Genomic DNA, 12,877 nt, shown 5'->3' with positions numbered 1-12,877 from the left:
GCTTCCGAGCCGCGATGGCATGGTTGCATGGCTGGTCGGGCCTGGTGACGGGCTGGCTGCTCTTCGCGATCGTGCTGTCGGGCACGCTCAGCGTCTTTCGACCGGAAATCGGCGCATGGATGCGGCCTGAAATACTGGGCCGCACCGCCGACCCCGTTACCGCGACCGACGCCGCGATCCGGTGGCTGTCGGTTCATGCCGCGCATTCGCCCGCCTGGTATCTGGACGTCGCCAGCGACCGCGCCCCCTATACGAAGGCCCTCTGGGCCGAGGGCGGGGAGTACGTGCAGCGCGCGCTCGACCCGCGGAGCGGCAGCCCGGCCTCGATACGCGACACATTGGGGGGCGAATTCTTCTACCGCTTCCATTTCGAACTGCAACTGTCCTACCCGTGGGGCCGCCTGCTGGCGGCGGTGGCCGCGATGGTCCTGGTGCTGGGGCTGCTGACCGGGATCGTCGCGCATCGGCGTTTCTTCGCCGATTTCTTCACGTTCAGGCCCGGCAAAGGCCAGCGCAGCTGGCTCGATGCCCATAACATGCTCGGCGTTGTCGCCCTGCCGTTTCATCTGATGATCGCCTTTACCGGCGCGGTCACGCTGGCCAACCTGCTGATGCCGTGGGGCGCCGCAGCGCTCTACCATTCCGATATGTCGGCCGTGCAGCAGGAGCTGAATCCGGCGGCGATCGATCGCCCCGCCACCGGCCACCCGGGAACGCCCGCGCCGATCGTGCCGATGCTGCGCGAGGCCGAACGGCGTTTCGGGCCGGCCGGCCTGGGGCCGGTGACCATCCTCAACCCCGGCGACGCCGCGTCGGTCGTCACCATGGTCGCCGGCGGCGGGGGCGCGATCGGCGTCGACCATCATGTGCTCAGCTTCGACGGCGTCACCGGCCGGATCCTCGCCGAACATGTCGAAGGACGGCCGGCCATGAGCCTCTTCAATTTTCTCTACGGCCTTCACGTCGCCCATTTTGCGCCGCGCGTGACGCGCTGGCTGTATTTCCTTTCGGGGATCATGCTGGCCGGCCTGATCGGCAGCGGATTGCGGCTGTGGACGATCAAGCGGCACCACCGCGACCCCGGGGTGGGGACGGCGCTGGTGGAACGGCTGAACGTGGGCGTCATCGCCGGCACGCCCGCCGCCTTCGCCGCTTTCTTCCTGGCAAACCGGTTGATCCCGGCGGATATGGCGGGCCGATCGGCCTTGGAGGTCCGGTCGGTCTTCATCACATGGGCCATCGTCCTGATCGTCGGCGCGCTGCGCACACCCGCACGCGCCTGGGGCGAACTGCTGGGCCTGTCCGCCCTGGCCTGCCTCGGCATCGCACTTGCGGGCGGCGTGCCGGACGATCGCGTCACGCAGGGCGTGACGTTCGTCGCACTCGCCCTGGCGGCCGGGTTCGGCGCCGCCGCATCCCGGTCCCTCTTACGACGACACGGTCGTTGACATGTCCCTCGTCCTCGCGCTCATCGGACTGGTCGCCGTGCCGCTGCTGGCCATCGGCACGCCGCGCCAGGCGGCGGAACTGTTTGCCGCCCCGCTGGGCGCGACGCGGCAGCGGGTCCTGCGCGGAATGGGGTTCCTGCTGCTCGGAACCGGGTTTGTCCTCGCGATGGGGGACGGCGACGTGACCCGGACGCTGATCGCTTGGATCGGCCAGCTCAGCCTCGCCGCCCTTCTGACCGCGCTGGCCTGCACAATCGTCCGGACCCGGCGCGGCGGTCGCGGTCGCTGACCCCCGTTCAGCCCGGGCCGTTCGCCTTGGGCGCAAGCGCGCCCGTGCTGTAGACGATCCGGCCCCCGACCATGGTCACAAGCACCTTGGTGTTCGCGATATCGTTCGCCGGGACCTGCATCACGTTGCGGTCGAGGACGATCAGGTCCGCCAGCTTGCCGGGTTCCAGCGAGCCGGTCTGGGTATCGGAGCGCAATTCCCACGACGAATTCATGGTGATGGCGCGCAGTACCTCGGCGCGCGACAGGCCGGGCTCGTCACCCAGCGGGTGCGCATAGCGCGGCCCGGCCTCGGGCGCGTTGGTGCGCGTGACACCGACCTTCAGCGCGAACCATTCGTTCAGCGGGTCGACCGGCCAGTCGCTGCCATAGGCGATCCGCGCGCCCGCCTGTGCCAGCAACGACGCGGGTTCGATATCGCGGACGCGGTCGGGGCCGAGGTAATCCCGCGCCCCCTCGACCGTATCCGGGGCCTGCTTTTCCCACTGGAAGGACAGCACGGGCACGGCGCCCAGCGCCTTGAATCGGGGGCGATCGGCTGGGTCGACCAGTTCGTCATGGGCTATGGCGGGGCGGGCATCCGCCTGCGGCAAGGCCGCGCGCATCGCCTGCACGCCATCCAGCGCAATCCGCACCGCGCCATCGCCATCGGCGTGCATGTGCGGATCGAACCCGGCCGTCACCAGCCCCTGCAGCAGCGGCCCCAGCACCGCCGGCGGAAAATACGGCGCCGGCCCCGAGGACGGACCGGGCTCCCAGCGCGGCGCGGCGGCCGTGCCGCGATTGACGCGATAGGGCGCCAGCAGCACCCCCGTCATCGCCGGCGCGGTGATCACCCCGTCCATGAACAGCTTGACGTTGCGCACCGTCACCGACGGCGCGACGCCGATCGGTCCCTGATCGTAGCGCGCGGCGATTGCTTTCAGTCGCCCGACATTGCCCGCGATATCCGCGGCATGGGCAGGATCGACCAGCGGGGCGAAATGGGCGCGGGCCGTCAGGGCACCCTGCCGCTGCAACGCCGCATAGGCGGCCAGATCCTTGTCCAGCGCCCAGGCGTCGAGAAAGCCGGTGACGCCCTGCGCCCGCATCGCCGCCAGCGACGCCGCCGCCGCCCGCACGTCCTCCTGCGGCGTCGAGGGCGGATCCACCGGCGCGATCAGGTTCTGCGCCTCGTCCTCCAGCATGCCGGTGGGCTGTCCCGCCGCGTCATGCACGATCTCGCCGCCCGGCGGGGCCTGCGTGGTGGCGGTGATCCCGGCCAGGCGCAGCGCCGCCGAATTCAGCAGCGCCGAATGGCCGAAGGACGACCGCACGACGATCGGATGCGTGGCGTCGATCGCGTCCAGCACCTGCTTCGTCAGGCGCGTTCCGACGGGCTTCATCGCCTCCTGAAACCAGTTGCGCACCACCAGCCCGCCACTGGTATTCCTGAACGATGGATCGGCCGCGCAGGCGCGGACGCGGTCGCTGAACCCGCCGACCGTCAGCGGCAGATAGTCCAGCGAGCAGCCGATCAGATTCTGTCCGCCTTCCAGCGGATGCATATGCCCGTCGACCAGGCCCGGCATCATCATGTGCCCCTTAAGGTCGATGCGCCTTGTCTTCGGCCCCGCATAGGACGCCGCCCCGCCGTCATCCCCGATATAGACGATGCGCCCCCCGCGAACGGCCAGCGCCTGGAACACGTGATCCTTGCTGTCCACGCTGTAGACATAGCCGTTCGTGAAGACGATATCGGCCGGGGCCTGACGTGCCACGGCCGGCGCGGCGGCAGCCAGAACGGTGGCCATGCCGGCGACATGGCGAAGGAACACACCCATGATGAAACCTCGAAGACGTTGCGGAATCAGGATGGAGAAGAAGGATTCCGCACTGTCAAGATGACCGGGAGCCTGAACCACAGAGGCTGGAGCGGCCTTCAGGGCCGCCACGAAGCAGGGGACGGACCTTATGAGATGTCGGCCATCAGCGAGACATGGGCGCAGGAGATCTTCCAGCCGGCGTCGGTCCGGATCCAGGTCTGGCTCTGCCGTCCGATCCGCGTGCCGCCTTCGCGCTGGAATTCCAGGTTCACCGTCGCGACATCATGCCCCAGCGCGGTGACGACCCGCCGCAGGACGCGCCGCTGGGGCGAACCGCCGGTGCGGCCCTTGCGAAAGGCCGCGATCTCGGCGAACCCGTACAACACCTCGCCCACCCCATAGCGGATCGTCTCGGGCGCGTCGCGGAACAGCGCGTCCAGTTCGTCCAGGTCGTTGGCCATCAATGCGGCTTCGTACCGGTCGGACATGGCGGTTACTTCCGCCACGATGGCGGGATCGTCGATCGTCAGCATGCTACCCCCTGCATGGGACCACCCGGGTGGGCGATCCCCTTCCCGTTTCACCCGGCCGGGAAAGTGTTACGCTGCCCCGAATCGCGCGTCCGGTCCATACAGTCACGAGGCCCCAGCATGTCATCCGCCCGGCCCCTCTTTGTCGGAGACCCGGCCCCCTGGTTCACCCAGCGGTGCACCACGCCGTTCGGGACCTACAGCTTCGATATGGCGGCGGGGCGGTATATCGTCCTGTTCTTCTTCGCGTCCTCGACCGAGCCGGCCGTCGCGGCGGCGCTGGAGGCCGTGATGCGCGACCGCGCCATCATGGATGGGGCGAATTGCCATTTCTTCGGAATCTCGACCGACCCCGCCGACGAGGACCGCCTGCACGAAACCCTGCCGGGTATCCGCTTCTTCCGCGACGGCGACCGCAAGGCCACGGACCTGTATGGCCTGTCGCCCGGGGACGCACCACGCTGGTTCATCCTCGATCCGATGCTGCGGATCAGCGCGACCTGGATCGACGCCCCCGGCGTTGCCCGGCAGGTGATGGACCTGCTGCGCCGCGTCCCGCCGGTTACGACCCGGTCGCCCAACATCCCCGTCCCGGCCCTGATGCTGCCGGACGTATTCGAACCGGAATTCTGCCAGCGGCTGATCGCCTATTACACCGCGCAGGAGACCCGGCAATCGGCGATCTTCACCGAACGCCAGCCCGGCCAGTCGGTGCCGGTGACCGATCTGGGGTTCAAGCGCCGGCGCGACTGCACGCTGGCGGACCGCACACTGGTCGGACAGGTGCAGGCCCGCATCATCCGCCGCGTCGCCCCCGAGATCCATAAGGTGTTCCAGTTCAACGCCACGCAGATGGAACGGCTGATCCTGGCGTGCTACGATTCATCGGATCGCGGCTGCTTCGGCGCGCATCGCGACAACACCGTGGCGGCGGCGGCGCATCGGCGCTTCGCCGTGTCCATCACCCTCAATGACGATTTCGAGGGCGGCGAATTGTCCTTTCCGGAATTCGGCGGCCCCGGCTTCTGCCCCCCGGCGGGCGGCGCGCTGATCTTCTCCTGCGGGCTGCTGCACGCCGTTGCCCCGGTGACGCGGGGGCGCCGCTTCGCCTGCCTGCCGTTCGTCTATGACGACGCCGCCGCCGAACTGAAGAAGGCCAATCGCGCGGCGGCTACCCGGACCGAGACCGTATAAGGCCCTTCCCGTAGCGGCAGGACGCTGCCCCGCACCCGCCAAAGGCGGTCGCCTTTGGAAACCAATCGTAAGAGTCGGGGCCTAGGGCCTCGCCGGACATACGCCCGTTGCAACCGGCCGCCGAATTGTCGATCCTCGGCCGATGTGGACACAACCCTATCTGGAAACCTGCTGCCGGTCGGCGCTGCATCGCCTGACCTTGTGCGGCCCGGCGGGGCGCCCGCCCGGCCTGAAGGACCAACCCTGCCTGGAACGGCTGGAACGCATGGGGCTGGTGGAACGGGACCAGGCGGGCCGCTATCACGCCACCGCCGCCGGCGTGGCGCGCCACGATGACGAGATCCTGAACCCCCGATGATCCGGCACCACGATCTGTGGCAGGCGCTGGACACCCTGGCGGCGGAACGGGGGCTGACACCGTCGGGCCTGGCGCGTGCGGCGGGGCTGGACGTCACCGCCTTCAACCCGTCCAAGCGCATGACGCCGTCCGGCCGGCCGCGCTGGCCCGGCACCGAAAGCCTGGCGCGGGCGCTGGACGCCACCGGCACGACGCTGGAGGCCTTCAGCCGCCTGCTCGAAGAAGGCCACGCCCCGCATCGCGCCGGCCGTCCCGTCGCCCGGATGCGTCTGCGGATGTCCCCTCTGTCGCACCTGGAACAGGACGGGATGTTCGATGCCGCCGGCCTGCCCGCCGGGCGGCACTGGGACGCCTGGGACAGTCCCGGCCCCGCCGACTCCGACTGCTATGCCGTCATGGTGGATACCGACGCCTTCGACCCGGTGTTCCGCGCCGGTGCGGTCCTTGTCGTCTCGCCCGGCGCGGCGGTCCGGCATCACGACCGGGTCATCCTGCGCCGGCCGGACGCGATCCTGTGCGCCATCGTGGGGGACGGGGGCGACGACGGGCCGACCCTGCGCGGGATCGGCGCGCAGGACGGGATGGACATCCCGGCCCGATGGACAGACCATCTGCACCGGATCACGATGGCCGTCCTGTAGATCCGTCGCCGCCCATGCGGGGCAGGCGATCTGGCACAGGAACCTGACAGGAGCCTGAACGACGCCCATGCACCGCGCGCTTTCCGCCTCCCGGCTGCCATGCACGAGGCGGGGCGGACAGGCCCGCGCCACCCCGCTAGCCTGACCGGCGTGACGCAATGTGGAGGGGACTGGATCATGGCGGGCCTGCCGAAATATCGCGGGGCGAAACATCGCGAACAGCACGCGACCCAGCGGCTGGGATGGCTGCGGGCCGCCGTCCTGGGCGCCAATGACGGGATCCTCTCGACCGCCAGCCTGATGATCGGCGTCGCCAGCGCGCGGGGCGGCCCCGCCGGCGTTCTGGTCGCCGGCCTGTCGGGCCTGGTGGCCGGGGCGATGTCGATGGCGGCCGGCGAATATGTCTCGGTCAGTTCACAGGCCGATTCCGAGGCCGCCGATCTGTCGCGCGAGCAGCGGGAACTGGCGACCGACTGGCCCAGCGAGGTCGGAGAACTGGCGGCGATCTACGTCGAACGCGGGCTGGAGCCGCCCCTGGCCCGTCAGGTGGCTGAAAGCCTGATGCGTCATGACGCCTTGCAAGCTCACTCCCGCGACGAGTTGGGCCTGTCAGACGCGACAGCCGCACGTCCGATCCAGGCGGCCCTGGCCTCGGCAGGGGCGTTCGCTTCGGGGGCTATCATGCCGGTGGCGGCGGCGGTGTTCTCACCGGCGCAGGCCGTGGCCTGGAGCATTCCGCTCGTCTCGCTGTGCGCCCTGGGCGGCCTGGGCATCGTGGGCGCGCGGGCAGGCGGTGCGCGCCCCGTCCCGGCCGCGATCCGCGTGACGTTCTGGGGCGTGACGGCCATGGCGGTCACCGCCGCGATCGGCCATCTGTTCGCCATCCGAAGCTAGACCGGCCCCGCCCCCCGCCGGGCCGGGCCGGAGAAATTCGCATCATCCCCGCTGACTTGCGCGGCAATTTGGCCTATGTCTCCGCCATGACCGACACGCCCCTTTCGCTGATCCGCAATTTCTCGATCATCGCCCATATCGACCATGGCAAGTCGACGCTGGCCGACCGGCTGATCCAGGCCTGCGGCGCGCTGACGGCGCGCGAGATGACGAACCAGGTCCTGGACAATATGGAACTGGAGCGCGAGCGCGGCATCACCATCAAGGCCCAGACGGTCCGCCTGACCTACCCGGCCAAGGACGGCAAGACGTACGTGCTGAACCTGATGGACACGCCGGGCCATGTCGATTTCGCCTACGAGGTCAGCCGGTCTCTGGCCGCGTGCGAGGGATCGCTGCTGGTCGTCGATGCCTCGCAGGGGGTGGAGGCGCAGACGCTGGCCAATGTCTACCAGGCCATCGATGCGAACCACGAAATCGTGCCGGTGCTGAACAAGGTCGACCTGCCCGCCGCCGAGCCCGAGCGCGTCAAGGCGCAGATCGAGGAAGTGATCGGCATCCCCGCCGACGACGCGGTCGAGATTTCGGCCAAGACCGGCCTGAACATCGAAGGCGTGCTGGAGGCCCTGGTCACCCGCCTGCCGCCGCCGGTGGGCGACGAGACCAAGCCGCTGCAGGCCCTGCTGGTCGATAGCTGGTACGACCCGTACCTGGGCGTCATCATCCTGGTCCGCGTCAAGGAAGGCCGCCTGAAGAAGGGCTCGCGCATCCGCATGATGTCGAACGGCGCGGTCTATCACGTCGACCAGGTCGGCGTCTTCGCGCCGCGCATGGTGCCGGTGGACGATCTGGGCCCGGGCGAGATGGGCTATATCAACGCGGCGATCAAGACGGTCGCCGACTGCAATGTGGGCGACACGATCACCGACGACCGCCACCCTGCCGATACGGCGCTGGCCGGCTTCAAGCCGTCGATCCCGGTCGTCTGGTGCGGCCTGTACCCGATCGACGCCGACGATTTCGAGAAATTGCGCGACAGCCTGGCGAAGCTGCGGCTGAACGACGCCTCGTTCCACTATGAGGCCGAGACCTCGGCCGCGCTGGGGTTCGGCTTCCGCTGCGGCTTTCTGGGCCTGCTGCATCTGGAAATCATCCAGGAACGGCTGAGCCGCGAATTCAACCTGGACCTGATCGCCACCGCGCCGTCGGTGGTCTATCGCCTCTACCGCACCAATGGCGGGATGGAGGAGCTGCACAACCCCGCCGACATGCCCGACGGATCGGTGATCGAGAAGATCGAGGAACCCTGGATCACCGCGACCATCATGGTCCCGGACGATTACCTGGGTGCGGTCCTGACCCTGTGCACCGAACGGCGCGGCATCCAGAAAGACCTGACCTACGTCGGCAACCGGGCGATGGCGGTCTATCGCCTGCCGCTGAACGAGGTCGTGTTCGATTTCTACGACCGGCTGAAATCGGTGTCCCGGGGCTATGCCAGCTTCGACTACCAGATGGACGGGTATGAGGAGAGCGACCTGGTCCGGATCTCGATCCTGGTGAACCAGGAGCCGGTCGACGCCCTGTCCTTCATCGTCCATCGCGCCGCCGCCGAAAGCCGGGGACGTTCCATCTGCGCCAAGCTGAAGGAGCTGATCCCCCGGCAGTTGTTCAAGATCGCGATCCAGGCCGCGATCGGCAGCCGCGTCATCGCGCGTGAGACGATCGGCGCCATGTCCAAGGATGTGACCGCCAAATGCTATGGTGGCGACATCTCGCGCAAGCGCAAGCTTCTGGAAAAGCAGAAGGAAGGCAAGAAGCGCATGCGCCAGTTCGGCAAGGTGGAAATCCCGCAGAGCGCCTTCCTGGCCGCCCTGAAAATGGACCACTGACCCGCCGGGGACGGCCGGGAACGAGCGCGGCATTCTCCCCTTGCGCGGGCGGCAAATGTTGCTATGTTCCGCGCCCAGACGACGGGCTCCGCCCCGTCCCCTGCGCCGGAGAGATGGCCGAGCGGCTTAAGGCGCACGCTTGGAAAGCGTGTGTACGTTAATAGCGTACCGTGGGTTCGAATCCCACTCTCTCCGCCATTACTCATGACCGCCAGCGTCAAATATTGACACACCTCCACGGAAGTCTGCGGTTTTCCTGTCATATGTTACGACACCAAATGACAGCGAGATACGGGCAGTAACGCATATGGTGGGGGTAGCGCCCGGACTTTGGGGGGTATCGGTGCCAAGCGACGCCGCGATACGACGCGCCAAGCCGCAGAACACGCCCTATAAGCTGCCTGACTCTGTGGACTTTTCCTTTTAATTCAACCGAATGGCTCGCGCCTATGGCGCTTGAATTACCGCTTCGGTGGCAAGGAAACGCCTGTCGGCAATATTTATCCACGCGATCGCCAGCGGCTTGGCGACATCCGATCCGGCCGAAGTGATTAAGGGCGCGCTCGCCCCACTGCAGAAGGGTCGGCGGCCGGCAATAATCGAGATCGACGCCCTGCGCGACATGCTGAGGGCCGCCGAGGACATCCCGTCACACCCGATAACCGCTCTGGCAATGCGCTTCCTCGCACTGACGGCCGTACGGCCGGGAGAGGTTCACGGAATGTCGTGGCACGAACTGGACGGTGCGATCTGGCGCATCCCGAAAGAGCGCGTGAAGATGCGCAAACCCCATGCCGTTCCGCTGTCTTGGCAGGCGGTCGAAATCCTGGAAGCCGTTCGTGTGCTGACCGGTCGAGGCCCGATGGTTTTCCCGAACGCCAGACGGGCGCAGCCGGCACTCCAGGCCTTCGCCCGGAAAGCCTGAGCGAGAAAAATTCAAGTCCCGATCGACTTCTTCCTGATGGTACCGGTGGCCGGTCGCCCCTGTTCCGCCACAGGCCGGAAACGGACTGCCCTCCCGTGCGCTATGCTTTATTGTGCATAGGGTATGCCTGATGGATATTTAAAATTGCGGCATCATTGCGATGATGCTTCGATACGATCGAAGGTCGCTATTTTTGTTATCAACTACCATGATGGTCATTTAGACATTTCCACGCACCTCTTCCCTGAATCGCACCGTATCGCTCTCCCGTATTCTCCCGAGGCCCCGTAGAAATGGAACTTCCGGCTCTGATCTATTTTACGAGCCTTATCAACGAGGGCTCTGCGGCGTCGGCGGCCTCGGCGCTTGGCGTCAGCGCGTCCACCCTCAATCACAGCGTCTCCGCCCTGGAGCAGGCGATGGCGACCTCGCTGCTGTCACGCTCGGCGCTTCGTCGGGGCAGCAAGACCATCACGACCGCGCATGGAGAGAGTCTCTACCGTTCCGCCCTGCATCTCCTCGGCTGGAGCCTCGCGCTGATCGGGGAGGACAGCCGGGCCAGCATCGTCCCGCCGGAAGAGGCTACGCCACATCCGCTGCCGACCCGTCGGCTGCGCGCGCTGCTGGATTCGGGCCTGACGCTGCGGATGATCGGCTATTTCCTGTCCGTCTGCGAAACCGGGCGGATCGCCGCCGCTGCGCAGCGTCTTTCCCTTACCCAGCCCACGCTCTCGCGCCAGATCCGCAAGCTGGAGACGATTCTCGGCCGGACGCTCTTCCTGCGCAGTCCCCATGGCGTCACGCTGACCGCCGAGGCCGAGTCCCTGCGCCAGGGCTGCCAGCAGGTGGACCGGACCTACCGGCAGATCATGCGTGATGAGAATTTCAGCTATTTCCGCGAATTCAGGACCCTGAAACTCGCCTCGATGATGCCGACCAGCAGCGACAGTTCGCTCACCGTCCTGCTGGCCAATCTCGTCCGGCTCTGGCGCCATCGCCGTTACCAGCCGCCGCTGACGATTTCGACCATCGCCGCGCCGCAGATGGTGGAAGGGCTTCTGGACGGGCGGTTCGATGCCGGCCTTTCGGACCTGATCGACATTCCGCTCGGGCTCGATTGCGCCGAACTGGAAAAATCCGCGATCTTCCTCGTTTCCAGCCGTTCGCATGGCCTGCGGGCAAACCAGACGCCGCAGATGGTGCTTGCTTCGTGCCTGCTGGCAGTGCCCGCCCTGGGCACCGGACTGCGGCGGATTACGGACCGCTATCTCGATCAGGAAGGCATCGCCCCGAGCGCGATTTTCGAGACGCAATCCCTGTCCCTCATTCTGCGCCTGGTCGAGGACGGCACGTGCTGTGCCATCCTGCCCGCCGGTTCGTTCCGGTCCCACGCCGTCCATGCCGTCCCGCTGCCGGATCGCTACCGGATGACGACCCGGCTGATCTGGAAGGAGGACCATCGCAATCTCGCCATCATCGACCGTCTGCGCGCCGGCCTGGCGGAAATCCAGGTCGAAAGTGCCTCCGTGGGGCGGAAGTCCGTCGCATGAGCATCCTTGTGTCTGGTCTTTCCGCCGCGCTGCGCCGCCGGCGCCGGATCACGGTCCTGCTGCTCATAGCGGCGGGCTGCGTCAGCTATATCGATCGCGCCGCCCTTTCCATCAGCAGCACGGCGGTCATGGCCGACATGCACATGTCCTACACGCAGATGGGCATGCTGCTGTCGGTCTTCGCCTGGGCCTATCTGGCCGGCCAGATCCCGATGGGCCTCCTGGCCGACAGGTTCGACAGCCGTCACCTGCTGGGGGCAGGACTGATCGTCTGGTCCTGCGCGCAGATGGCCTTCGGCCTGGTGCATGGCATCCCGGGCCTGTTCCTGGCGCGCATCGGGCTGGGCCTGGGCGAAACGCCTCTCTTCCTCTCCGGCACGCGCGCGCTCGTGCGGTGGTTCCGGCCCCGGGAGCGGGGGCGGCCCATCGGCCTGTTCAACGGCTCGGCCGCGCTCGGCCCGGCCATTGCCCCGCCGCTGCTGCTCTCGATCATGATGCTGTGGGGCTGGCGGGGCATGTCGGTCGCGATCGGCGCGGCCAGTCTGGTGCTGGCGTTCGTCTGGATCCGTTTCTACCGCGACCCCACGGACCTGCCCCTTGCCGCCGAAGCCCGGGACGCGCTGCCCGGATATGATGCGCCGGTCGCGGCGGTTACCGCGCGGGCCCTGCGCCAAGATCTCGGCTATCTGCTTCGCCAACGTTCAAGCTGGATCGTCACGGCGGGATTCGCCGGGGTGATCTATCTGACCTGGCTCTATGCCACATGGATGCCCGCCTGGCTTCAGGCGTCGCGCCATCTGACGATCGATCAGGCCGGTCTGCTCTCGGCCCTGCCCCAGTTCTGCGGCTTCGCGGGAAGCGTGCTGGGCGGCTTCGTCGCGGACCACCTTGCCGCCCGGGGCGTGACCCCGCTCAATGCCTGCCGCACGCCGCTCGTCCTCGCCATGCTGGTGGCCGCCGTCGCGACGGCCCTGACCACGCTGCATACGGGGTTGGCCGTCACGATCGTCTTCATGGCCGTCGCCCTGTTCGCCGGCGGGCTGGCCATGAGCTGCGGCTGGATGCTCGGCACAGTGATCGCGGCCGAACACCGCGTCGCCACCCTGCAGGCGATCCAGAATACCGGTGGCTCGTTCGGCGGCGCGCTGGCCCCCGCGGTCACCGGGCTGCTGGCCGACCGGTTCGGCAGCTTTACGCCGTCCATGCTCGTCGCCGGCGCCATCGGGCTCGGCACCGTCGCGATTTATCAGTTCGGCCTGCGTCCCGCAGACGCTGCCCCGCATGCCGCCACCCCAATCGACCATTCCCCGCGCCCAGCCCCCGGCGGCACGGGACGCAACAAGGAATAATCT

12 protein-coding genes and 1 tRNA gene are annotated in these 12,877 nt (G+C 67.6%); 11 read left to right on the top strand and 2 right to left on the bottom strand.

The annotated features are described in order from the left end of the window. Positions 1 to 14: 14 nt before the first annotated feature. Both HLH34_RS02470 and HLH34_RS02465 read left to right on the top strand, forming a co-directional pair. A complete protein-coding gene (locus HLH34_RS02470; protein WP_183118032.1) occupies positions 15 to 1,448 on the top strand; it encodes a PepSY-associated TM helix domain-containing protein in 1,434 nt (477 codons plus the stop codon). Between the two features lies 1 nt (position 1,449). Next, entirely contained in the window at positions 1,450 to 1,737 is a 288-nt protein-coding gene (locus tag HLH34_RS02465) for a DUF3325 family protein (protein ID WP_183118031.1), read from the top strand. A gap of 7 nt (positions 1,738 to 1,744) precedes the next feature. On the opposite strand, the gene HLH34_RS02460 is transcribed toward HLH34_RS02465, so the two are convergent. Next, on the bottom strand, positions 1,745 to 3,559 hold the full coding sequence (locus HLH34_RS02460; RefSeq protein WP_183118030.1) for an amidohydrolase: 1,815 nt from the start codon (positions 3,557 to 3,559) through the stop codon (positions 1,745 to 1,747). Positions 3,560 to 3,687: 128 nt separating this feature from the next. Beyond that, on the bottom strand, positions 3,688 to 4,074 hold the full coding sequence (gene hpxZ / locus HLH34_RS02455) for an oxalurate catabolism protein HpxZ (RefSeq protein ID WP_183118029.1): 387 nt from the start codon (positions 4,072 to 4,074) through the stop codon (positions 3,688 to 3,690). Between the two features lie 117 nt (positions 4,075 to 4,191). Here hpxZ and HLH34_RS02450 point away from each other — a divergent pair, with 117 nt between their 5' ends. The 9 genes from HLH34_RS02450 (at position 4,192) to HLH34_RS02410 (ending at position 12,874) form a co-directional block, all read left to right on the top strand. Continuing rightward, a complete protein-coding gene (locus tag HLH34_RS02450) occupies positions 4,192 to 5,265 on the top strand; it encodes a redoxin domain-containing protein (protein ID WP_183118028.1) in 1,074 nt (357 codons plus the stop codon). Between the two features lie 142 nt (positions 5,266 to 5,407). Beyond that, positions 5,408 to 5,623 (top strand): hypothetical protein, encoded by a 216-nt coding sequence (locus HLH34_RS02445; RefSeq protein ID WP_183118027.1) that lies wholly within the window; start codon positions 5,408 to 5,410, stop codon positions 5,621 to 5,623. Further along, on the top strand, positions 5,620 to 6,264 hold the full coding sequence (locus HLH34_RS02440; RefSeq protein WP_183118026.1) for a helix-turn-helix transcriptional regulator: 645 nt from the start codon (positions 5,620 to 5,622) through the stop codon (positions 6,262 to 6,264). The genes HLH34_RS02445 and HLH34_RS02440 overlap by 4 nt, the downstream gene beginning before the upstream one ends. A gap of 177 nt (positions 6,265 to 6,441) precedes the next feature. Continuing rightward, positions 6,442 to 7,158, top strand: a complete 717-nt coding sequence (locus HLH34_RS02435; protein ID WP_183118025.1) for a VIT1/CCC1 transporter family protein — start codon at positions 6,442 to 6,444, stop codon at positions 7,156 to 7,158. A gap of 86 nt (positions 7,159 to 7,244) precedes the next feature. Further along, positions 7,245 to 9,050 carry a translation elongation factor 4 gene (gene lepA, locus HLH34_RS02430; protein ID WP_183118024.1) on the top strand — a complete coding sequence of 602 codons (1,806 nt, stop codon included), beginning with the start codon at positions 7,245 to 7,247 and terminating at the stop codon, positions 9,048 to 9,050. Positions 9,051 to 9,157: 107 nt separating this feature from the next. Beyond that, positions 9,158 to 9,248: transfer RNA gene (locus tag HLH34_RS02425), tRNA-Ser, on the top strand. 325 nt (positions 9,249 to 9,573) lie between these two features. Beyond that, the gene (locus tag HLH34_RS02420) at positions 9,574 to 9,975 is read left to right on the top strand and encodes a tyrosine-type recombinase/integrase (RefSeq protein ID WP_244959572.1); all 402 of its coding nucleotides are present in this window, start codon (positions 9,574 to 9,576) and stop codon (positions 9,973 to 9,975) included. A gap of 293 nt (positions 9,976 to 10,268) precedes the next feature. Continuing rightward, entirely contained in the window at positions 10,269 to 11,525 is a 1,257-nt protein-coding gene (locus HLH34_RS02415) for a LysR family transcriptional regulator (RefSeq protein WP_183118023.1), read from the top strand. Then, positions 11,522 to 12,874 carry an MFS transporter gene (locus HLH34_RS02410; RefSeq protein WP_183118022.1) on the top strand — a complete coding sequence of 451 codons (1,353 nt, stop codon included), beginning with the start codon at positions 11,522 to 11,524 and terminating at the stop codon, positions 12,872 to 12,874. Before HLH34_RS02415 ends, HLH34_RS02410 begins: the two co-directional genes overlap by 4 nt. The last annotated feature ends 3 nt before the right edge of the window (positions 12,875 to 12,877 follow it).

It is taken from the genome of Gluconacetobacter azotocaptans (genome assembly GCF_014174355.1).
GTDB classification, from domain to species: Bacteria; Pseudomonadota; Alphaproteobacteria; order Acetobacterales; family Acetobacteraceae; genus Gluconacetobacter; species Gluconacetobacter azotocaptans.
Note: the sequence above shows the minus strand (reverse complement) of the source record. Positions and strands in the feature narration are given on the sequence as shown.

What these genes read in the sequence shown, in the direction of transcription:
- HLH34_RS02470 (WP_183118032.1), top strand. Translation starts at nt 15, where the DNA reads ATGGCATGGTTGCATGGCTGGTCGGGCCTGGTGACGGGCTGGCTGCTC.
- HLH34_RS02465 (WP_183118031.1), top strand. Translation starts at nt 1,450, where the DNA reads ATGTCCCTCGTCCTCGCGCTCATCGGACTGGTCGCCGTGCCGCTGCTG.
- HLH34_RS02460 (WP_183118030.1), bottom strand. Translation starts at nt 3,559, where the DNA reads ATGGGTGTGTTCCTTCGCCATGTCGCCGGCATGGCCACCGTTCTGGCT.
- hpxZ (WP_183118029.1), bottom strand. Translation starts at nt 4,074, where the DNA reads ATGCTGACGATCGACGATCCCGCCATCGTGGCGGAAGTAACCGCCATG.
- HLH34_RS02450 (WP_183118028.1), top strand. Translation starts at nt 4,192, where the DNA reads ATGTCATCCGCCCGGCCCCTCTTTGTCGGAGACCCGGCCCCCTGGTTC.
- HLH34_RS02445 (WP_183118027.1), top strand. Translation starts at nt 5,408, where the DNA reads ATGTGGACACAACCCTATCTGGAAACCTGCTGCCGGTCGGCGCTGCAT.
- HLH34_RS02440 (WP_183118026.1), top strand. Translation starts at nt 5,620, where the DNA reads ATGATCCGGCACCACGATCTGTGGCAGGCGCTGGACACCCTGGCGGCG.
- HLH34_RS02435 (WP_183118025.1), top strand. Translation starts at nt 6,442, where the DNA reads ATGGCGGGCCTGCCGAAATATCGCGGGGCGAAACATCGCGAACAGCAC.
- lepA (WP_183118024.1), top strand. Translation starts at nt 7,245, where the DNA reads ATGACCGACACGCCCCTTTCGCTGATCCGCAATTTCTCGATCATCGCC.
- HLH34_RS02415 (WP_183118023.1), top strand. Translation starts at nt 10,269, where the DNA reads ATGGAACTTCCGGCTCTGATCTATTTTACGAGCCTTATCAACGAGGGC.
- HLH34_RS02410 (WP_183118022.1), top strand. Translation starts at nt 11,522, where the DNA reads ATGAGCATCCTTGTGTCTGGTCTTTCCGCCGCGCTGCGCCGCCGGCGC.